The sequence below is a fragment of the Polaromonas eurypsychrophila genome (assembly GCF_014641715.1).
Taxonomy (GTDB): Bacteria; Pseudomonadota; Gammaproteobacteria; order Burkholderiales; family Burkholderiaceae_C; genus Polaromonas; species Polaromonas eurypsychrophila.
Genome location: NZ_BMIG01000002.1, coordinates 1 through 21,108, shown reverse-complemented (window position 1 = coordinate 21,108; position 21,108 = coordinate 1). Strand labels below are relative to the sequence as shown.

Genomic DNA, 21,108 nt, shown 5'->3' with positions numbered 1-21,108 from the left:
TCGATGCGTGGCTCAGCCGAGCTTCAACCCCCGGTCCTTGTCGACACGGACAGCGCGCGACCACAGCGCTGGGGTTGGGGGCTATTGATCCTTGGGTTCGGAGGGTTTTTGGCATGGGCTTTGCTGGCGCCCCTGGATGCAGGTATTTCAGCAACGGGCACGGTGGTGGTGACCGGGAGCCGCAAGGTGGTTCAGCCCATGGTGCCCGGCAAGATTGCGGCGATTCTCGCCAAAGACGGCGACCAGGTCACCGCTGGCCAGGTGCTCATACGCTTTGACGAGACGCAGAGCCGGTCGCAGCTGGATATTTACAAGGGCCAATGGTTTACCAGCCTGGCCACGGAAGCCCGACTGACGGCAGAGCGTACCGCGCGCGAAACCCCAGAATTTCCCTCAACACTGAAAAACGAAAAATCCGACCCGAGGGCACTTGCCGCCATGGCGCTGCAAGACCAGCTTTTTATAACGCGGCGCAAGTCCCTGAGCAGTGAACTGGCGGCCATGAGAGAAAACATGCGCGGGCTGGAACTTCAAGTGCAGGGAACCGAGGCGTCGCGGCAGGCGAAGGAGGAGCAATTGAAAATACTGCAGGAGCAACTGAAAAACCTGCGCAATCTTGCGGACGACGGCTTTATGCCGCGCACTCGTGTCCTTGACCAGGAACGGGCCAACTCTGCCATGTTGGGTGCGATTGCAGAGGACAACGGCAGCATAGGGCGCAGCCGGCAGGCGATTGCCGAGATCAAAATCCGCATGGTGACGCGCGATCAAGAAGTTCGCAAGGAAGTGGAGTCGCAGCTGTCCGATGTCCAGCGCGATGCATCCTCGCTGGGCAGCCGGCTTGAGGGGCTGCAGTTTGATGTGCTCAATACCGAGATCAAGTCGCCAGCCACAGGTTTGGTGATGGGTCTTTCGGTGCACACAGTCGGTGGTGTGGTGCCGGCCGGCAGCCCCCTGATGGAAATTGTGCCGCGCGACGAGGTCTTGAAAATAGAAGCGCAAATTCCCCCTCATCTCATCGACAAGATCAAACCCGGCTTGCCCGTGGACATTTTGTTTACTGCGTTCGACCAGGTAAGCACGCCCAAGGTGGCAGGCAGGCTGACCCAGGTATCCGCTGACGTGTTGATGGACCCCAAGACAAACTTGCTTTTTTTCAAGGCATCCATTGATGTTACGACCGAGGGCATGGTCAAGCTGAAAAAAAATGAAATCAGGGCGGGCATGCCGGCTGAAATATTTGTCCGCACTGGCGAGCGTACAGCGATGAATTACCTGTTGAAGCCGCTGCTAGATCGAGTCAGACGCTCCATGACTGAGCCCTGAAGCGGCGACAACCACCTAGGCCGAGGGGGGGGTGCGAAAGGGGCTTGAGCGTCGGTTCGGGAGGCTACATATTTTGCTATCAAAATAGCAGCAAATTAATGCCGCGTTAAAGGGCAGCGTGCCCAAAATGCTGGAGACCAGCGATGAAGTGGCTCCTGCGGGCCAGCTACGCACTCTCCGCAGCCCATCGCTTTCCAGTCCTGCCAAAATGGCAACATGAACTTCCAGAAAATTCTTGTGCCCATCGCCGGCGTTACCTTTGTGGTGCTGGCCTACCGCTTTTATGGCTGGGCCGGTGTGGCGGCCGCAGTCGGCGGGCTGGTGATGTGGGTCATGCTGCACTTCACCCGGATGATGCAGGTGCTCAGGCGCGCAGCGAGCCGACCTATCGGTCATGTCGACAGCGCGGTCATGCTCAATGCCAAGCTCAGGTCACGCGTCACATTGCTGCACGTGGTGGCTCTGACCCGGTCGCTGGGTGAGTTGCTGTCTCCCAAGGATGAACAGCCGGAGGTATTCCGCTGGACAGATGCTTCGGGGTCCTCGGTGAGTTGCACATTTACCGGCGGCAAGCTGAGCCACCACGCTTTGTTTCGTCCCGCCGCAGTGGACGATTCCGGTGCGCCTGCGCCCGCCCCTTAAAATCAGTGTTCCCGGTTTTCCGGCTTCTGCCCGTCAACGGGCTGTTTGTTCGGGCTTGAAGAAATCGTTTTCATGACACTCACCACAGGATCAGCACCATGTCCCCAGTAGCCCCCTCCATGGAAGACCGCGACGGCAAAATCTGGATGGACGGCCAGATGGTGGACTGGCGTGACGCCAAGATCCACGTTTTGACGCACACGCTGCATTACGGCTGCGGCGCCTTTGAAGGTGTGCGCGCATACAACACCGCCGATGGCACGGCGATCTTCCGGCTGGAAGAACACACCGAACGGCTGTTCAACAGCGCCAAGATTCTGCGCATGAAAATCCCGTTCAGCCAGCAAGAGGTGATGGACGCGCAAAAAGCCGTTGTCCGCGAGAACAATCTGGAAAGCTGCTACCTGCGTCCGCTGACCTGGATCGGTTCGCAAAAACTCGGCGTTTCGCCCAAGGGCAACACCATCCATCTGATGGTTGCCGCCTGGGCCTGGGGCGCTTACCTCGGCGAAGAGGGCATGCGCCGTGGCATCCGCGTCAAGACATCCAGCTACACGCGACACCACGTCAACATCACCATGACGCAGGCCAAGGCGGTCAGCAACTACACAAACTCCATCCTGGCGAACATGGAGGCGCTGGACGACGGCTACGACGAAGCCCTGCTGCTTGACGCCTCGGGTTTCGTCAGCGAAGGTGCGGGCGAAAACATTTTTGTCATCAAGGGCGGCGTGGTCTACACGCCCGATTTGTCGGCCGGCGCGCTCAACGGCATCACGCGCAACACCATCCTGCACATCTGCAAGGACCTCGGCCTGGAACTGATCCAGAAGCGCATCACGCGCGATGAGGTGTACATCTCCGACGAGGCCTTTTTCACCGGCACTGCGGCCGAGGTCACGCCGATCCGCGAACTCGACCGCATCGAGATCGGCGCCGGCTCGCGCGGCCCCATCACCGAAAAAATCCAGAGCGCGTTTTTTGACATCGTCAACGGCCGCAACTCCAAATACGCCCACTGGCTCGCGAGAATATGAAGCCCCCACGGTCGCCCACTGCGTGTGGCTCCCTGCCCCCCGAGGGGGCGCTGCGCCTGCGGGCCGGCAGAGCCGGACCCGCGGCCCCTGTTTGGAAAGACCGGTCCGTTTTATCAAGGAACTTATGAGTACCTCTTCCACAGTTGAACTGCTGGCCAAAGACCTGAACCCGCAGGGCGGCGTGTTCTGCCCCAGCCCCAAGGCCGATATGGCCGTCTGGAACAGCCACCCCAAGGTTTACCTGGATGTGGCGCGTACCGGCCAGGCCAAGTGCCCCTATTGCGGCACGCTGTACACGCTGAAAGACGGCGAGCATTTTGGTAGCCATCACTGAGGGCTCGCCTCAAGCCTGTCATGCCGGACTTGATCCGGCATCCATGTTGGTGTGCCGGCGACGGATTGCGGGTCAAGCCCGCAATGACAAGACTTGAGCAGTTCCCTGATCATTGCCCCCCAGTGGATAGGCGACGCGGTGATGACCGAGCCGCTGCTGCGGCGTCTGCACGCGCGCGGTGAGAAACTCACTGTCGGCGCGCTGCCCTGGGTGGCGCCGGTGTACCGCGCCATGCCGCAGGTGAGCGAAGTCATTGAATTCCCGTTCGCGCACGGTGGCCTGCAATTGAAGGCGCGCCGTTCACTGGCAAAACGCATCGCCGGCCGGTTCGATACCGCCTACGTTCTGCCCAACTCGCTAAAAAGCGCCTTGCTGCCGCTGCTGGCCGGCATCCCGAAACGCATCGGCTACCTCGGGGAGGCGCGCATCGGCCTGCTGACACATCGCCTGAAAAACCCACGCAAGGGAAAGCGCCCGCCCATGGTGGCGTTCTATTCAGCGCTAAGCGGCGACACCCACCTGGACACGGACCGGCCCGTGCTGGCCATGCCGCCGGCCGAGGTGGACCAGGCGCTCGCCGAACTTGGCCTGCAGCACGCTACTTATGTGGTGTTTGCGCCCGGCGCCGAATACGGTCCGGCCAAACGCTGGCCGGCCACCCATTTTTCGGCGCTGGCCCAAAGCCTGGACGTGCCTGTGGTGCTGCTCGGCTCCGGCAAGGAGACGGCGCTGTGCGAAGAGATCGCGGCACCCGTCAATGCGCTGCAGCCGGGTCGCTGCCTGAACTTCGCCGGCAAAACGACGCTGGTGCAGGCCCTGTGCGCCATCGCCGCCGCCCGGCAGGTCGTCAGCAACGATTCGGGCTTGATGCATGTGGCGGCGGCTTTCGGCGTGCCGCAGGTCGCCATTTTCGGTTCGTCCAGCCCGCTGCACACACCGCCGCTGAGTGAGCGCGCCGCCGTGTTATGGCTCAAGAGTGATCCGGACTACCAGCCGCCGCTGGACTGCGCGCCCTGCTTCGAGCGCGAATGCCCGCTGGGCCACACCCGCTGCCTGAATGACATCACCGCCGCGCGGGTGCTGGCGGCCCTTACGGTTTAAGCCGGAAAAGCATCCAGCGCGTTGAAGCTGACCTGCGGCTGGCCCGGGGTGCGCGCCACGTTCATGACCCAGCAGACCATCGCGAAATAACCCACAAGCGTCGTCAGCTCGACCACGCCTTGTTCGCCGAAAATTTCAAGCGCCGCGGCATAGGACGCGTCACACACGCCGTGGTGGGCCAGCAGCTCCAGCACGAGGTCTACCGTGGCGGCCTCGTCGGCGGCGGCGCTGTGCGGGTACTTGCCGACTGCTACCGCATCCAGCACAGGCTGCGCGACACCGGCTTTCAGCGCCAGTGGCGCATGCATCAGCCATTCGAACTGGTTGCTCACATGGCGCGCGACCAGGCACATCGCGAGTTCGCGAATGCGAACCTCCAGCATGCAGTCAAAACGCAGGTACTCGCCGACTTTTCCGACACGGGCCATCAACTCGGGGCTGCGCAACAGCGGAATAAAGGGCCCCAGTACGGCCTTGCGCGGGCCCGCGATCAGCTCGTCGGCCGATGCGCGCTGCGCTGCCGTCATGGCTTGCGGTGACATCATCGGCAACCGCTCCTGCGGCACGGGCGAAAAGCCCTGGGGCACAAGCGGGGCCGGGTTCGGTGATGGCACGTGGAACTCCTGCGTCGGGTGGTTGGCGGGCAACCATGGTAACGCGGTGCAGTCCGGCCACCGGCAAAAAAAAGCCACCTCGCGGTGGCTTCCAAGTCCTCTTTCGAGAACGTCATTGAGATCCATCGGGTCTGTTGGTCGACCTGCTTCCTCGCCTTTTGCCTTGTTTTTTTACTTCCCATGTGTTGTCACAGCAACTTTTCGACTGTAGGGGGGCGCCGCCTGTGCGGCATCCCCCAAATAGGGGGGAGATGTCTCTTTGAGCATGAAAAACGCGAAAAATCGGGAGTTATTTCACGCTTGTGGCCAGCCACACGACTCGCCGTGGACTGAACGCGATCAAGCGGGCTGCTGCCCGGCCGTCGCCTGTCAGGTGGCAGCTAGCACCGGCAGTTCGACCACAAAAGAGGCGCCGCCACCCGGCCGGTCTTCGCAGCGTACCTTGCCGCCGTGACGCTCGGTGATGGACTTGACCAGCGCCAAGCCGAGGCCCACGCCGCCTTCGCGCTCGCTGGCGCCCGGCAGGCGGTAAAAGGGCTCGAAAATGCGTTCACGCTGGCTGGCCGGAACGCCGGGGCCTCGGTCATTCACGCGAATCACTACGCTTTCCTGCGTGCCCATGCCCGATTGCGACAATTCCAGGCTGATCTCGCCGGTGCCGTAACGCCTGGCGTTCTCCAGCAGGTTGCGGATCAGGCGCCGCAGCAGGCGCGCCGAGCCCTGCACCGTCAGGCTGTGGCTCTGGACGGCGGTGCCGAGCTCGGCCTGCACACGGGCGCATTCCTCCGCGGCCAGGCCGGTCAGGTCCAGGGTTTCAAACGGCTCGGCGTCGGCCTGGCGCGCGTCCAGCCGGCTGGCCAGCAGGATTTCGTCGATCAGCTGGTCCAGCTCGCTGATGCTGCGCGAGATTTCGGCGTGTTGCGCCGAGCCCGCGCCTTCGCCCATGAGCTCCAGCCCCATGCGGATGCGCGCCAGCGGCGAGCGCAATTCATGGGAGGCGTTGGCCAGCAGCGACTTGTGGGAGACGAGCAGCGACTTCTGGGTGTCCATCAGCGTCTCGATGCGCTCGGCCGCGTGGTTGAAACGCTCGGCCAGGAAAGCCACCTCGTCGCTGCCATTGACCGAGACACGCGCCGAAAGGTCGCCGTCGCCCCAGCGCTCGACGCCGCGTTGCAGGCCTTCCAGGCGCTGCGTCAGGCGACGCACGATGGGGTAAGTGCCCAGCGCTACTGCCAGCGCCACCACACCCAGCATCCAGCCAAAGCCAAAGCCAAAGGGCGGGCGGGTCCAGGAGTTGGCCTGCGGGCGCTTGGGACGCGGCAATACAAGGTGCAGATTCTGTCCATCCAGCGTCTGCACATTGAACTCGAGGCCTTCGCCGAGCTTGCGGTCGGGTTTGGTCTGGGCCTTGCCGATCACCTCGCCGGCGCTGTTGTGCACCAGCACTTCACGGATCGGCAGTTGCGGCGGATCGGTGCTCAGTTGCCAGGCCGCACCGACCAGAAAAGCCAGCACGACCACGGTGGCGACCACGGCCAGCCAGATGCGCACATACAGGTGTGAAGTAAATCGTAGCCACATAACAGCAGGCAGAAGAACAGCAGCAGGCAGAAGGTCAGGGGATGGACGCCGAAGCGTTAATCCTGCTGCTTGGCAAAAACATACCCCACGCCGCGCACCGTCAGGATGCGTTTGGGGTCCTTGGCATCGACTTCAATGGCGCTGCGGATGCGACCCATGTGCACGTCGATGGAGCGGTCAAAGGCCTCAAGCTCGCGGCCGCGCACGGCCTCCATGATCTGGTCGCGGCTGAGGACGCGACCGGCGCGTTCGGCCAGCGCCACCAGCAGGTCAAACTGGTAGGAGGTCAGGTCGCAGGTTTTGCCGCTGACCTGCACGGTGCGCGCATCGCGGTCAATCTCCAGTGAACCGAAACGCATCGCTTTCTGCGTGCCGGCGGCGGCGCCGCTTTCACTGCCTCGGCGCAGCACGGCACGTATGCGGGCAAGCAACTCGCGCGGCTCAAAAGGCTTGGGCAGGTAGTCGTCGGCACCGATTTCCAGGCCGACGATACGGTCCATCGGGTCGCCTTTGGCGGTCAGCATCAGCACGGCAGTGCGGGCGCTGTCGCCCCCCAGGTTCTTGATGCGCCGGCAGACTTCAAGGCCATCCACGTCGGGCAGCATCAGATCCAGGATCACCAGGTCGGGCTTGCAGACCTCCAGCGCCTCCAGCCCTTTCGCGCCGTCAACCGCGTGGGTGAAGCCATAACCGGACTGGCGCAGGTATTCGCCCACCATGGTGGCCAGGCGGGTGTCGTCCTCGATCATCAAAAGTTGCTGCGTCATGGTCTGGCTCGCTGGACGTTGGGAGGCATGTGGGTCAGTGTAGCCATTGGAGCTTGTGCTGTCAGGCGCGAGTAGGTCCGCGCCGGCGAAAGGGCTGGCGGTATCGGCGCGATGGCTTGGGCTGCTGCGGTGTTCGCTCATGGTGTTCTCCTGGACAGCCCATGCTGTGCCCGCCGCAACAAGTCGCGTTGAAGCGACTGTAAAGTTAGGTAAACCGTTGCAGTCAGCCGTTCGAATTTGCTATGTTTTTAATAGCGATTTGCAGCCGTGAATCATGGGCCGGAGGGCGATTTCATGCGTGAGGCCAGCCACACGAGCAGCAGCACCGGCAGGCCCAACAGCGCCGTGGCAGTGAAGAAGTGGCTGTAACCGAAGCTGTCCACATAACTGCCGGAATACCCGGCCAGGAACTTCGGCAGCAGCAGCATCATTGAGCTGAACAGCGCGTACTGCGTGGCCGAGTAGTTGATGTTGGTCAGGCTCGAGAGGTAGGCGATGAAGGCGGCCGAGGCAATGCCGCTGGACAGGTTGTCGGCCGAGATCACCAAGACCAGCGCCTGGACGTCGTGGCCGCGCGAGCCCAGCCAGGCAAACAGCAGGTTGCTGGCAGCGCTCAGCACCGCGCCCAGCATCAGCACCTTCATCACGCCGAAACGCATGGTCAGTGCGCCGCCGGCAAAAGCGCCGACCAGTGTCATCAGCACCCCATAGACCTTGGTGACGCTGGCCACCTCGTCCTTGGTGTAGCCCATGTCCACGTAAAAGGGGTTGGCCATGATGCCCATCACCACGTCGCTGATGCGGTACACGGCAATCAGTGCCAGGATCAGCAGCGCGTGTTTGCCGTAACGGCGCAGAAAGTCGGCAAACGGCGCGATCAGCGCGCTTTTGAGCCACTCGGTGGCATTGCGCGCCGCAGGCATCTCACGCGCAGCCGGTTCTGGCGAAAACAGCACCGTCACCATGCCCAGCAGCATGGAGGCGGCCATCACCAGGTAGGCGGCTTGCCAGGCGCCGTGCTGGTAGGCACCGCCACCGGCCACCTCGGCACGCGCGGCAATCCAGAGCACGCCGGCGCCGGCCCAGATCATCGCGATGCGGTAACCGGTCTGGTAGGTGGCGGCCAGCGCCGCCTGGCGCCGTGTGTCGGCTGATTCGATGCGAAAAGCGTCGAGCGCAATGTCCTGGGTGGCCGAGGCAAAGGCCACAGCCAGTGCGCACCAGACCACCGGCAGCAGCGCGGCTCGTGGATCGGTCAGCGCCATGCTGACCAGCGCCGCCATGATCACCGCCTGCGACAGCAGCAGCCAGCTTCGTCGGCGCCCGAGAAGGCGCGTCAACACTGGAATCGGCAGCCGGTCCACCAGCGGCGCCCAGACCCACTTGAAGCCGTAAGCCAGCCCGACCCAGCTCAGGTAGCCGATGGTGGTGCGGTCGATGCCGGCCTCTCGCAGCCAGAAGCTCAGCGTGCCGAACACCAGCAGCAGCGGCAGGCCGGCGGAAAAGCCCAGCAGCAGCATGCGCAGCGTGGGCGCCTCAAGGTAAACCCGCAGCGTCTCCCCCCAACCCGGCTTGGCCGCGGCGACTTCGGGCACAGCTTCAGGCGCAAGAGCGACGGCCGGATGCGGCGATGGATGACGCGCGGACTGCGGATTTTCGGATACGGTATCGCTCATGCGGGAATAATACGCTGTGACCTAATCCGGAGATGCCATGAGAATTGCTGCGACGTTGAACCTTGCCGCCCTGTCCACCGCCCTGTTGCTGGGTGCCGTGCCGGCGTTGGCCCAGAACGACGGCGTTCAGGTGGGGGGCAATTCCGGCTTCACCAAGCTGGTTCCGGCTGAAGAGATCGAGCAGGCGGCCAAACAGCAATACGCCAAGATGATGCAGGAGGCGGCGGCGCAGAATGCGCTGGCCCCCCCGAGCAATGCGCAGTTGCAGCGCCTGCGCCGGATTGCCCAGCGCGTCATTCCGCACGCCGTGGCCTGGAACCCACGTGCCAAGGCCTGGGAGTGGGAAGTCAACCTGATCGGCAGCAAGCAGATCAACGCCTTTTGCATGCCCGGCGGAAAAATTGCCTTTTACACCGGCATTCTGGAGCAACTGCAACTGACCGACGATGAGGTCGCGATGATCATGGGCCACGAGATGGCGCATGCGCTGCGCGAACATGCGCGTGAGCGCATGGGCAAGTCGGCCGCTACCAGCATAGGCGCCAGCGTGCTGTCGCAGCTGTTCGGACTCGGCGACCTGGGCCAGACAGTGGCCAGCTACGGCGTGCAACTGCTCAATCTGCGCTTCGGCCGGGAGGATGAGTCCGAGGCCGATCTGGTCGGGATGGAACTTGGTGCGCGTGCCGGCTTCAATCCGCGCGCCGGCATCACGCTGTGGCAAAAAATGGCGGCTGCCAACAAGGGTGCTCCACCGCAGTGGCTGAGCACTCACCCGGCCGGCGCCACCCGGATTGCGGACATGGAGCGCAACCTGCCGCGTGTGATGCCGCTGTACGAGCGTGCACGCAAGGGATGAGCTTGACGGGCCGAAGCGCCCGTCTTCAGGGTTTGCCCCCACCAGCGCTGCGGTAAGCTGCGATTTTCACCATGAGTCCTACCCCTTCCAATGCTGCTGCTGCCCGCGAGCCTTTGCTGATGCGCGTTTTGTCGTGGCTGCAGGCGCTGCGCCCGGCGCGTACCCGCATCAATGCCCGCGAGCGTTGGCGCATCATTGTCGGCGCCTTTCTGGGCATCCTGCTGGCGGGCGGGCTCAGCCATCTGGCCGGCGGCACAACGCTGGCTATCTTGCCCTGGCTGGTCGCGCCCATGGGTGCCAGCGCGGTGTTGGTGTTCGGTGTGCCGTCCAGCCCGTTGGCTCAGCCCTGGTCAGTGGTCGGTGGCAACACACTGTCGGCGCTGGTCGGCATCGCCTGCGCGCGATGGCTCGGTCCGCCGGAACTCGCCGCCGCAGTCGCGGTGGGCGTGGCCATTGCCCTGATGCTGGCGCTGCGCTGCCTGCATCCACCGGGGGGCGCGTCTGCGCTGATGATGGTGCTGGGCGGCATCACCAACCCCTGGTTCGCAGTGTTTCCGGTGCTGCTCAATTCCTTGTTGCTCGCCTTCGCCGGGATGGCCTGGAACAATGCCACGCGGCGCCCTTACCCGCATCGGCAACGCCCTGCGCTGGCGGAGCACGAAAAACCGCTGCAGGTGCGCGACGCCGAAGCCGACCTCGACGCCGTACTCGCGCGTTACAACCAGGTGCTGGACGTCAGTCGCGACGACCTGCAGGCCTTGCTGGAGCAGATGAAGTGGCAGGCTTACCAGCGCAAGCTGGCCGGCGTGCGCTGCGCAGACGTCATGTCGCACGACCTGGTCACGGTCACCCACAGCACGCCGCTGCGGGACGCCTGGGCGCTGCTGCGTGAGCGCCGCATCAAGGCCTTGCCGGTGGTTGACGCGGATTTCCGCATCGTCGGCATCGTCACGCTTGCCGACTTCATGCGAGCGGCCGAGTTGGAAAGCTACGAAGGCATGGATGCCAAGCTGCGCAAGCTGCTTGCAGCCATCGGTCCGTCCGGCAAGCCGCCGGTGGTGGGGCAGATCATGACGCGCCAGGTCCGGGTTGCCGGCAGTCAGCGTTATCTGGTGGATCTGGTGCCGCTGTTTGGTGGCTCTGGCCACCACCACATCCCCATCATCGGCGACGACGGGCGGCTTGTGGGCATCATCACCCAGTCTGACATGGTGGCGGCCCTGTTCGAGCCACCGACGCGACCACACGAGTCCACACCATGAGCACACCGCAAGAGCAGTTTCAGCAATTTCTCGAACCGCAGCGCATCGATTACAAACGTGCCTTGCCGGGAAAACTGGCGCATCTTCAGACGCTCTGGGCGGCATTGGACGCCGGCACCATGCCGACCACGCAGGCTTCAATCCGCGTGCCGGCATCACGCTGTGGCAGAAGATGGCGGAGGCCAACAAAGGCGCGCCGCCGCAATGGCTCAGTACGCACCCGGCAGGCGCTACCCGCATAGCCGATATGCAGCGCAACCTGCCCCGGGTTCTCCCTCTTTACGAGCGCGCCCGCAAGGGTTGATGTCGTGCTCCAATAGGGGCACTTTGCAAAAACCCCCTTCGGATCCTTCGTCCTCATTGCGCTGGGCGCAATCGGCCCCCTGGCAGCCGCTTCGGCGGCGTTTCCAGGCATGAGCACGCAGCAGCAGCTGTTCCAGCAATTTCTCGATGAGCAGCGGCGGGAGTATGGGCGCAGCTTGCCGGGCAAGCTAGGCCAGATCGAGGCCCAGTGGCGTCTTGCCGCCGCTGTTCCCTCTGCAGCGGAGCCACTGGCCCAGTTGGAGCGCCTGGCGCATACGCTGGCCGGCACCGCCGGAACCCTAGGTTATATGGCTACAGGTCACGCCGCCAAGGCGCTGGAACTGCTGCTGCAAGAGGCCGCGCAGGCTGGGGCCGGTGGCCCGGGGCTGCACGCAGAGATCGAACGCGCTATCTGCTGTTTGCAGGACAGCCTGCCGGACGCGGCTGTAGTGCCGCCAGGCGCACCGACACAAACACCCGACAACAGCCCGGACAACCCGAAAGCCGCCACATGAAAACCTCTACCCCTGCGAGGATCAACCTCGCCCTGGGGTTGGGTGCGGCCATGGTGCTGATCGTGGCGATGGCTGCCTACAGCACTATTGACAAGCTGGTCAATGACGCGCAGCAATCATTGAAGTTGCAGCAGTCAACCACCTTGCTGGAGCGCGTGGGGCGCAGTCTGGCCAACGCAGAGTCCACGCAGCGCAGATTTTTGATCGAGGCAAGTGATGAAAACCTGTTTGGTTATGAGGACGCGCGCTCTGGGGTGGTTGCGGTTTTGAGCCAGCTGCGAGCCGCTGATGAGGTCAATGGAGCCGACCCTAAATTGCCGGCACTCGCTGGCTCTGTTGACCGGCGTCTGGGCATGCTGGATGAGGCGGTTCGGGCCCGGCGCGCAGAAGGTTTGACGGCTGCCAGCATGGTGGTTAATAGCGATGTGAATCGCCAGCTCAAGGAAGAAATCGACTCACTGTCAGAATCGTTGGTTAACGACAACATGCAGGATTTGGCCCGCGCCCAGGCGGGTGGCCATGCAGACGCGCAGCAAACCGAACTGCTGGTTGCTGGCGCGGGACTTCTGACCCTGCTGCTGATCCTCGGTGCGCTGAAGTCGATCCACCACTACCATGCGACGCAGCAACGTGCCGAAGACAAGTTGCGTGACAGCGAGGCCATGAGCCGGGCATTGACGCTTGGCATGGCCGAGGGCGTGGTCACCACCAGCGAGGATGGTGTGATCACCGAAGCCAATCCAGCCGCGTTGAAGCTGTTTGGCTACACCCGCCATGAAATGCTGGGAAGCCAGGTGACGCACTTGATGCCCGAGCGCCACCGTGGGCAGTTTGACATGCTGCTGGACGACCTGCGCGCGCGCAAGAGCGGCTTCAGCGAGGCAGGCCGCGAGGTGCTGGCCATGCGAAAGGACGGCTCGGAGTTTCCTGTCACTGTGTCTTTTGGCGATGTGGTGGTGGCCGGCAAACGGCTTTTTTCTGCCATCGTGCACGACATCACAGAGCGCGTTCGCACCGAAGAGGCGCTGCAGGCCAGCGAATACCAGCTTCGGCAGATCACCGATTCGGTACCGGCGCTGATTGCCTACCTGGACCGCGACGGGCGCTATATTTTTCACAACAAGGCCTATGGCCAAGTCGTTCGGCCACGCGATGGCGTCATCTTGGGCAAAACCCTGCAAGAGGTGCTGGGCGAGGTGATGTACCAGGAGATTCGCCCGAATGTAGAGCGGGTGCTGGCTGGTGAGCCCGTCAGTTATGAGCGTACCCAAGGCTCGTCGGAGCTTGGCGAGCGTGACTACGCTGTCAGCTATGTACCGCGTTACGAAGATGAGAACCAGCAGGGCCAGGTGATGGGCTTTATTGCGTTGGCAACCGACATCACTGCCATGAAGCGCATGGACCGCATGAAAACCGAGTTTGTCTCGACTGTCAGCCACGAGTTGCGGACCCCGCTGACCTCGATACGCGGCTCCCTGGGGCTGATTGCCGGCGGGGTGGCGGGCCAGCTGCCGCCGGCTGCCCAGGGCCTGGTGGACATTGCCAAGAACAATTGTGAACGTTTGATCCGGCTGATCAACGATATCCTGGACGTTGAGAAAATCGAGTCAGGCCAGATGCGTCTGGCGCTGCAGACGGTAGCGCTACAGCCCCTGCTGGGACAAGCCATGGCTGCCAATGAAGGCTTTGCCGGGCAGCATGGTGTGACCTTGCGTCTGCAGGCCCCTGATGAAGCCGTGCTGGTCAGCGTGGACACCGACCGGCTCACGCAGGTATTTACCAATCTGTTGTCCAATGCGGTGAAGTTTTCGCCCCAGTCCGATGTGGTGGAGATCACGCTGTCCGTGCGCGCGCAGCATGTGCGGGTGGAGGTGCGGGACCACGGGCCCGGCATACCAGCAGAATTCCAATCACGCATTTTCCAGAAGTTTTCTCAGGCCGATTCGTCCGACACCCGGCAAAAAGGAGGCACTGGCCTGGGCTTGAGCATCTCCAAAGCGATTGTTGAAAGAATGGACGGAAGCATCGGGTTCGACAATCCCCCGGGGGGCGGCACGGTTTTTTACTTCGAGTTGCCACGTATCGCAGAGCCGGCCGCAGCCATACCGGGCGCATCGGCCAGGCCCGGCGCTCCGGGTACCCGGCCACGTATTCTTGTTTGCGAGGACGACGGCGACGTGGCGCGCCTGATTGTCCTGATGCTGGAGAAAGTCGGCTTTTACGCCGACGTGGCGCACGGCGCTGAACGCGCGCTGGTCATGTTGGGTGAGCAGCCTTATGACGCGATGACGGTGGATCTCGCGCTGTTGCCCGATCAAGGCGGCGCGGCACTGATCGCCGCCGTGCGGCGTAATGCCCACATCGCCAATCTGCCCATCGTGGTGATTTCTGTCAGCGCCGGGCAGGCGCGGCTGCGCCCGGATCATCAAGGCCTGGGCGTGTCCGACTGGATTGAAAAACCGATCAACGAGCAACTGATGGTGCGCAGCCTGCGCGGCGCCATTCATGGTGTGCCCGCCGGGCGGCCGCGTATTTTGCATGTGGAAGACGACCTCGACATTCAGCGCATTGCAGCGGCCATCACCCAGGAGTTTGCAAGCTTTGAGTTTGCGACCACTGTGCAAGAGGCCAGAGTCGCTTTGCAGGCCCAGCATTTTGACCTGGTCCTGCTGGACCTGAGTCTGCCAGGGGGCTCCGGTTGGGACCTCTTCCCTGACATCGACGCCTTGCCGTACCATCCGCCAGTGGTTGTTTTTTCTGCCACCGATGTCGCCGAAGCAGATGACCGCGGCGCCGCTGCCATTCTTGTCAAAGCGCACACCAGCAACGAGGAGTTGCTGTCAACCATTCAGCGCGTGTTGAAAAACTCCTCTGTCAAACCTGCTACTCCGGCCAAATCTGCCACGCCTGCCACTGAATCCAGGGATTCCTGAATGTCCAAACCGCTCGCACGCATTCTTGATGTCACTGGCAAACCCGATATCCGGGCCCTTGCTGCTGTTACCGCTTGCAGTACGGCTCCATTGAAAGAGGCAGCATGCTGGAACCTTTAATACCCTTTGATGAGCCGGCGCGTCTGGCCGAATTGCAGGGCTTGCGCTTGCTCGACAGTCTGCCCGAGGAACGTTTTGACCGGCTGACCCGCCTGGCCATCAAACTGTTTGGCGTCAAAACCGCGCTGGTGTCGCTGATTGACCATGAACGCCAGTGGTTCAAATCGCGGCAGGGGCTGGATGCCCCTGAGACGCCACGCAATATCTCTTTTTGTGGCCACGCAATTTTGAATGATGGTCTTTTTGTCATTGAAGATGCCAGCAAAGACGTGCGTTTTGCCGATAACCCGCTGGTGACGGGCGGGCCCTACCTGCGGTTTTACGCCGGTATGCCGCTCAGGGGTCCGAACGGCCACATGGTCGGGACGTTCTGCCTGATCGACCCGGTTGCGCGTCGCTTTGATGAGGAAGACCGGGCGGCGCTGCGCGATTTGGCGGCTGTGGCGGCGGCAGAAATCGCCAACAAGGACCTGAGCATTGCGCTGCACACCGCAAGCGAAAATGAGCTCCGGTTGCGGCAGATCACCGACGCAGTGCCGGCCTTGATTGCCTACGTCGATGCCGGGCAGCACCTTGTCTTCCACAACCGGGCCTACGAAGAGGTTTTTGGGCTGACGGCGCAGCAAATCCACGGCAAAACCTTGCGCGAGGTGATGGGCGAGGAGTTATATGAGACCGTGCGCCGCCACGTTGACAAAGCGCTGGCCGGTGAGGCGGTCAGTTATGAAAGGTTGCAGCCAGTTGCCGGACAGCAGGCGCGCGACTACGCCATGAATTACTTTCCGCGGTTTGGCGAGGGCGCGCAGCGCGAGCAGACCATAGGCTTTTATGTGCTGGGCACCGACATCACCGAGATGAAACGCCTGAACCGCATGAAAAGCGAGTTTGTCTCCACCGTCAGTCACGAGCTGCGCACGCCGCTGACCTCGATTCGCGGCTCGTTGGGGCTGCTGGCTGGCGGCGTAGCGGGAGCCGTGCCGGATGCGGTCCGCAACCTGATCGATATCGCCAGGAGCAACTGCGAACGGCTGATCCGGTTGATCAACGACATTCTGGACGCAGAAAAAATCGAATCGGGCCAGATGCGCCTGGCGCTTAAGGTGGTGGCGCTGCAGCCCCTGGTGCAGCAGGGGCTGGTAGCCAATGAGGGTTTTGCCAGCCAGCATGGCGTGACCCTGCAACTGCATGCGCCCGACGAGCCGCTGTGGGTCAACATCGACAACGACCGCATCACCCAGGTGCTGACCAACCTGGTCTCCAATGCGGTGAAGTTTTCCCCGCGTTCGGCTGCGGTCGAGGTCACGCTGTCAAGGCGGGATGAATCGGTGCGCATCGAGGTCCGTGACCACGGGCCGGGTATTCCCGAGGAGTTCCGTTCGCGCATCTTCCAGAAATTTTCGCAGGCTGACTCCTCTGATACGCGTGTGAAGGGCGGCACTGGCCTGGGACTGGCGATCTCGAAAGCAATTGTCGAGCGGCTCGGCGGTAACATCGGTTTCACTTCTACAGCCGGCGTGGGCAGCTGTTTCTTTTTTGAACTGCCCGAATGGCAAGCTGCGCCGGTTCCCGCCGCGATCGACCTGCCAGCGCCGGCACAGCGCATCCTTGTCTGCGAGCCCGACCCGGATATCGCCCGGTTGATCAGCATGATGCTGGAGAAGGCTGGCTTCGAGGTTGATGCGGTCCATGGCTGCCAGCAGGTACTGGCCCGTCTGGCAACGCGGTCCTATGCGGCGATGACGGTGGATCTGCAGCCGACCGACCATGCGGGTGTTGCGTTGATTCTGGCATTGCGCAGCGAAGCCCGCACGAGCAACATGCCGATTGTGGTGGTCTCGGCAGCGGCCGGTGAAAGCCAGATTCGTTTCAACAACCAGCCGCTGTCGGTTTCCAACTGGCTGGACAAACCCATTGACGAAAACCTGCTGGTATGCGGCCTGCGCAGCTCAATTGCCAGCATGGCCGCCGGCTTGCCGCGTATCCTGCATGTGGAGGACGATATGGACATTCAGCGTATCACCGCTGCGCTGGCACAGGACTTTGCAGTCTTCGAATTTGCGGCAACGCTTCCGCAGGCCAGGGCGCAGCTGCAGGCTCACCGCTTTGACCTGATCCTGCTGGATTTGGGCCTGCCGGGTGGTTCCGGCTGGGACCTGTTTCCCGACATCGACGCCTTGCCGCACCGGCCGCCGGTGGTGGTTTTTTCTGCCACCGATGTGGCCGATGGCGATGATCGCGGCGCCGCTGCCATTCTTGTCAAAGCCCAGACCAGCAACGAGGAGTTGCTTTCCACCATCCAGAGCGTGTTAAAAATCACCCCTGCCACTGACTCCAAGGATTCCTGAATGTCCAAACCACTTGCCCGTATTCTTTATGTCGAGGATGAGCCCGATATCCGGGCCATTGCCCAAATGGCGCTGGAGGCGGTTGGCGGTTTTACCGTGATCGCCTGCGCTTCCGGCAGCGAGGCGCTGGCTGCCGCGCCCGCCGCCGCCGCTGACCTGCTGCTGCTCGACGTGATGATGCCGGGCATGGATGGGCCCAGCACCCTGAAAGCCCTGCGGGAATTGCCGGCCACGGCGCAGACGCCGGTGATTTTCATGACCGCCAAGGTGCAGGCGGCCGAGGTGGCCCAGTACATGGCGCTTGGCGCCATCGACGTGATCCACAAGCCGTTTGATCCGATGGAGCTGTCCGCCCAGATCGGCCGCATCTGGGCACTTAAAGGCGGTTGATCGGGCGGTGAGCGCGCCGCCGGGACGGCGCCCCAAAGTTTGCGGACAATAGGCCCATGTCAGAACCCAGCCCCGGCGGCAACACGCTCCCTGCTTCCCCATCGGATAAGGCTCCCTTGTCGGCCTGGGCGCCGCTGAGTTCGCCGGTGTTCCGGATGTTGTGGTTCACCTGGCTGACGGCCAACATCTGCATGTGGATGAACGACGTGGCAGCAGCCTGGCTGATGACCTCGCTGACCACCTCGCCCATCTGGGTGGCGCTGGTCCAGTCCGCCTCAACCTTGCCTGTGTTTTTGCTGGGCCTGCCCAGCGGCGCAATGGCCGACATCCTGGACCGGCGGCGCTATTTCATCATCACGCAGTTCTGGGTGGCGGCGGTGGCCGTCATTCTGTGCATCACCATCGTGATGGGCGGCATGACCGCGCCCTTGCTCTTGGCGCTGACTTTTGCCAACGGCGTCGGTCTCGCGATGCGCTGGCCGGTGTTTGCCGCCATCGTGCCCGAACTGGTGCCGCGCACGCAGTTGCCGGCCGCGCTGGCGCTCAACGGTTTGGCCATGAATGCGTCACGCATCATCGGCCCGCTGGTCGCCGGCGCACTGATCGCCAGCGCAGGCAGCGAATATGTGTTTGTGCTCAATGCGGTGCTGTCGCTGATTTCGGGCTTTGTCATCATGCGCTGGCGCCGCGAACATGTGCCCAGCCCGCTCGGGCGCGAGCGGCTGGTCAGCGCCATGCGCGTCGGCGTGCAGTTTGTGCGCCAGTCGGCGCGTCTGCGTGCGGTGCTGCTGCGCGTGGCGTTGTTCTTCTTTCACTCCACCGCTCTGCTGGCCCTGCTACCGCTGGTAGCGCGCGGCCTGGGCGGCGGCGCCAGTACCTTCACCCTGCTGCTGGCGTCCATGGGTGTGGGGGCGATTGCACTGGTGTTTGTGTTGCCGCGCCTGCGCCAGCGGCTGTCGCGCGATGCGCTGGTGCTGGGCGGCGTGCTGCTGCAGTCGGGCGCCACCGCACTGGTGGCGCTGGCACCCAGCATCTATGTCGCGTCGCCCGCAATGGCACTGGCCGGCGCGGCCTGGCTGACCACCGCCAACACCCTGAGCGTGTCGGCCCAGGTGGCGCTGCCCGACTGGGTGCGGGCGCGCGGCATGTCGATTTTCCAGATGGCCATCATGGGCGCCAGCGCTGCCGGGGCCGCTGTCTGGGGCCAGGTGGCTACCGTGAGCAGCGTGCCGACCGCCATGCTGGTGGCCGCGCTGACCGGCGCTGTGGCGAACTTCGCGACCCAGTGGTTCTTCAAGGACCGCAGTATCGAGGAAGACATGACCCCGTCGCATGAGTTCAAGGCGCCGAGCGCGGCCGCTCCGCCCCTGACCGGGCATGTGCGCGTCACCATCGAATACCAGATCGATCCGGCCAAGGCGGTGGAGTTTCGCGCCCTCATGCAAGAGAGCCGGCGCAGCCGACTGCGCCAGGGTGCACTCGCGTGGGAACTGCTGCGCGACATCTCCGACCCTGGCCGCTACATCGAGCAAATCACCGACGAGTCGTGGACGGAACACCTGCGCCGCTTTGACCGCGTGACCGCCGGCGATGTGGCACTGCGCGACCGCAAACTGGCGTTTCATCTGCCCGAGACGCCGCCGGTGATTGCACGCAGTGTGGTGGAAGGCTAGGAACCTGCGCGGCAGACTTCAGAGGCGCTTGCCGCAGGACACGTCAGCCAGTCCCGCCTCCCGTTTGCCGCGCCAGATGCACCTGATGCAGCGTGATCTTGCGCACCTCGGCCTGACTGGTCTGGATGTGTGAGCGCAGCAGCAGGGCAGCCTGATCACCGCGCTTGCGCTGAATCGCCTTGAGAATCTTCGCGTGCTCCTCGTAGGTGGCGTCGATGCGCGGCTGCTTGGTGAAGTCGAGCCGGCGGATCACGCGTATGCGTTCTGTCACGTCGCGGTGAACCCGCGCCATCTCGGCGTTGCCGGCTGCGGTCACCAGCGCGCAGTGAAACGCTTCGTCCCATTGCGCGACCTGCACGGTGTCGTTGCTGCGCTGCTCCGGGCTGACCAGCCAGATGGCCACGAGCTCATCCAGCACCGCCGGATTGACTTTCAAGGCGTCTTCGCAAAGCCGGTGCGCCGCCGTGGTCTCCAGCACCATGCGCAGGTCATACAGCTCTTCAAACTGGTCGAAATCGAAAGGCAACACGCGCCAGCCGCTGCGAAACAGCACTTCGACAAAACCTTCATGCTGCAGGCGAAACAACGCCTGACGTACCGGCGTGCGCGACACGCCCAAGCGCTCGCTGATTTCAGTTTCGGTGAAACGGTCTCCCGGAACAAGTTTGAACTCAGAAACATCGCGCTTGAGTTGTTCATACACCTCGTCGGCACGCGAGCGGTGAACGGGCGCATCCCCGAGAGCGGCAGTATGGCTGGCGGCGGTGTGCATGGCGGAACTCTAGCAGTGTTGAGGTTGTGCTGGCAGGGCCGCCAGCGCAGGCAGCAAGTGGGAGCTGGTTGCGGTCCAGCCAACGATGGCCCCTTGGGCGCGCATCATCGCTACGGCTGCCGCCTTGAAGGCGGGGAAATAACTTTCAGTGCAGTCCTCCAGCAGCAGGCAGTCATAACCCCGGTCGTTGGCTTCACGCATCGAGGTCTGCACACAGACCTCGGTGGTCACACCCATGAACAGCAGGTGCGTGATGCCGGCCTGCTGCAGCAGCTCGTGCAGGCCGGTGGCGTAGAACGCACCCTTGCCGGGTTTGTCGATGGCCATCTCGCCGGGCAGCGGCGCCAGCGCGGCAATGATCTGGTTGCCCGGTTCGCCGGCGATCAGGATTCGGCCCATCGCGCCCCTGTCGCCGATGCGCAGAGCCGGGTTGCCGCGGTTGCGTTTGGCGGGTGGGCAATCGGCCAGGTCGGCCTTGTGTGCCTCGCGCGTGTGTACCACGAGGCCGCGAGCCCGGCGCCATGCCTCAAGCACGGCCTGGCAAGCCGGCACGATGGCCTGCAGCAGCGACACGTCGTTACCCAGCGTTTCACCAAAGCCGCCGGGCTCGATGAAGTCGCGTTGCATGTCGATGATCACGAGGGCGCTGGACTTCAGTTCGAAGTTGTAGGGGAAGGGTTGGGCCTGGGTTAGTTGCATGATGACTTTGGTGTGAGTTTCGTGCTGCCGCTGGGGTCTCTGCCAGTGCTGGCTTGGCCAGTGCTTCGGGCAAGCCGGGGGTTGCCCGGCAGCAACTCACTTTCTCTTGCTTCGCCAAGAGAAAGTAAGGGCGGTCTCAAACCCCAAGTGCAACACTGTCAG

Annotated in this window: 18 protein-coding genes and 1 pseudogene; 13 read left to right on the top strand and 6 right to left on the bottom strand. The window is 63.1% G+C overall.

Annotation, left to right across the window (positions count from 1 at the left end):
• Positions 1-3: 3 nt before the first annotated feature.
• The 5 genes from IEX16_RS02625 (at position 4) to waaF (ending at position 4,440) form a co-directional block, all read left to right on the top strand.
• Complete coding sequence (locus tag IEX16_RS02625) at positions 4-1,326, top strand: HlyD family type I secretion periplasmic adaptor subunit (RefSeq protein WP_188707143.1); 1,323 nt, start codon at positions 4-6, stop codon at positions 1,324-1,326.
• Positions 1,327-1,542: 216 nt separating this feature from the next.
• Positions 1,543-1,968, top strand: coding sequence for an FKBP-type peptidyl-prolyl cis-trans isomerase (locus tag IEX16_RS02620; protein WP_188706337.1), 426 nt, complete (start codon positions 1,543-1,545; stop codon positions 1,966-1,968).
• Between the two features lie 98 nt (positions 1,969-2,066).
• Positions 2,067-3,005 carry a branched-chain amino acid transaminase gene (locus IEX16_RS02615; protein WP_188706335.1) on the top strand — a complete coding sequence of 313 codons (939 nt, stop codon included), beginning with the start codon at positions 2,067-2,069 and terminating at the stop codon, positions 3,003-3,005.
• A gap of 124 nt (positions 3,006-3,129) precedes the next feature.
• Entirely contained in the window at positions 3,130-3,339 is a 210-nt protein-coding gene (locus IEX16_RS02610; protein WP_188706334.1) for a zinc-finger domain-containing protein, read from the top strand.
• Positions 3,340-3,432: 93 nt separating this feature from the next.
• A complete protein-coding gene (gene waaF / locus IEX16_RS02605) occupies positions 3,433-4,440 on the top strand; it encodes a lipopolysaccharide heptosyltransferase II (RefSeq protein WP_188706332.1) in 1,008 nt (335 codons plus the stop codon).
• Here the strand turns inward: waaF and IEX16_RS02600 are convergent.
• From IEX16_RS02600 to IEX16_RS02585, 4 genes are all read right to left on the bottom strand, one after another.
• Positions 4,437-5,054, bottom strand: coding sequence for a carboxymuconolactone decarboxylase family protein (locus IEX16_RS02600; protein WP_188706330.1), 618 nt, complete (start codon positions 5,052-5,054; stop codon positions 4,437-4,439). The two genes, waaF and IEX16_RS02600, sit on opposite strands and share 4 nt — an antisense overlap.
• Before the next feature lie 369 nt (positions 5,055-5,423).
• Positions 5,424-6,635: a HAMP domain-containing sensor histidine kinase gene (locus tag IEX16_RS02595; protein ID WP_188706328.1), complete on the bottom strand. Its 1,212-nt coding sequence runs from the start codon at positions 6,633-6,635 to the stop codon at positions 5,424-5,426.
• 56 nt (positions 6,636-6,691) lie between these two features.
• A complete protein-coding gene (locus IEX16_RS02590) occupies positions 6,692-7,402 on the bottom strand; it encodes a response regulator (RefSeq protein ID WP_188707141.1) in 711 nt (236 codons plus the stop codon).
• Between the two features lie 272 nt (positions 7,403-7,674).
• Positions 7,675-9,078, bottom strand: coding sequence for an AmpG family muropeptide MFS transporter (locus IEX16_RS02585; RefSeq protein WP_188706326.1), 1,404 nt, complete (start codon positions 9,076-9,078; stop codon positions 7,675-7,677).
• 37 nt (positions 9,079-9,115) lie between these two features.
• Here IEX16_RS02585 and IEX16_RS02580 point away from each other — a divergent pair, with 37 nt between their 5' ends.
• The 8 genes and pseudogenes from IEX16_RS02580 (at position 9,116) to IEX16_RS02545 (ending at position 19,475) form a co-directional block, all read left to right on the top strand.
• Positions 9,116-9,934, top strand: a complete 819-nt coding sequence (locus IEX16_RS02580) for a M48 family metallopeptidase (protein ID WP_188706324.1) — start codon at positions 9,116-9,118, stop codon at positions 9,932-9,934.
• Positions 9,935-10,005: 71 nt separating this feature from the next.
• Positions 10,006-11,196 (top strand): HPP family protein, encoded by a 1,191-nt coding sequence (locus IEX16_RS02575; protein ID WP_229676137.1) that lies wholly within the window; start codon positions 10,006-10,008, stop codon positions 11,194-11,196.
• A 121-nt stretch (positions 11,197-11,317) separates the two neighbouring features.
• A pseudogene (locus tag IEX16_RS19845) lies at positions 11,318-11,500 on the top strand (M48 family peptidase); the annotation flags it as partial.
• Positions 11,501-11,609: 109 nt separating this feature from the next.
• Positions 11,610-12,014 (top strand): Hpt domain-containing protein, encoded by a 405-nt coding sequence (locus IEX16_RS02565; protein WP_188706320.1) that lies wholly within the window; start codon positions 11,610-11,612, stop codon positions 12,012-12,014.
• Positions 12,011-14,947, top strand: coding sequence for a PAS domain S-box protein (locus tag IEX16_RS02560; RefSeq protein WP_188706319.1), 2,937 nt, complete (start codon positions 12,011-12,013; stop codon positions 14,945-14,947). Before IEX16_RS02565 ends, IEX16_RS02560 begins: the two co-directional genes overlap by 4 nt.
• Positions 14,948-15,051: 104 nt before the next feature.
• The gene (locus IEX16_RS02555; protein ID WP_229676136.1) at positions 15,052-17,412 is read left to right on the top strand and encodes an ATP-binding protein; all 2,361 of its coding nucleotides are present in this window, start codon (positions 15,052-15,054) and stop codon (positions 17,410-17,412) included.
• Positions 17,413-17,802, top strand: coding sequence for a response regulator (locus IEX16_RS02550; RefSeq protein WP_188706317.1), 390 nt, complete (start codon positions 17,413-17,415; stop codon positions 17,800-17,802). It abuts the gene before it with no gap.
• A 56-nt stretch (positions 17,803-17,858) separates the two neighbouring features.
• Positions 17,859-19,475 (top strand): MFS transporter, encoded by a 1,617-nt coding sequence (locus IEX16_RS02545; protein WP_188706315.1) that lies wholly within the window; start codon positions 17,859-17,861, stop codon positions 19,473-19,475.
• A 43-nt stretch (positions 19,476-19,518) separates the two neighbouring features.
• Here the strand turns inward: IEX16_RS02545 and IEX16_RS02540 are convergent, their stop codons facing one another.
• Positions 19,519-20,247: a GntR family transcriptional regulator gene (locus IEX16_RS02540; RefSeq protein WP_188706313.1), complete on the bottom strand. Its 729-nt coding sequence runs from the start codon at positions 20,245-20,247 to the stop codon at positions 19,519-19,521.
• Between the two features lie 9 nt (positions 20,248-20,256).
• A complete protein-coding gene (locus IEX16_RS02535; protein ID WP_188706311.1) occupies positions 20,257-20,946 on the bottom strand; it encodes a cysteine hydrolase family protein in 690 nt (229 codons plus the stop codon).
• Between the last annotated feature and the right edge of the window lie 162 nt (positions 20,947-21,108).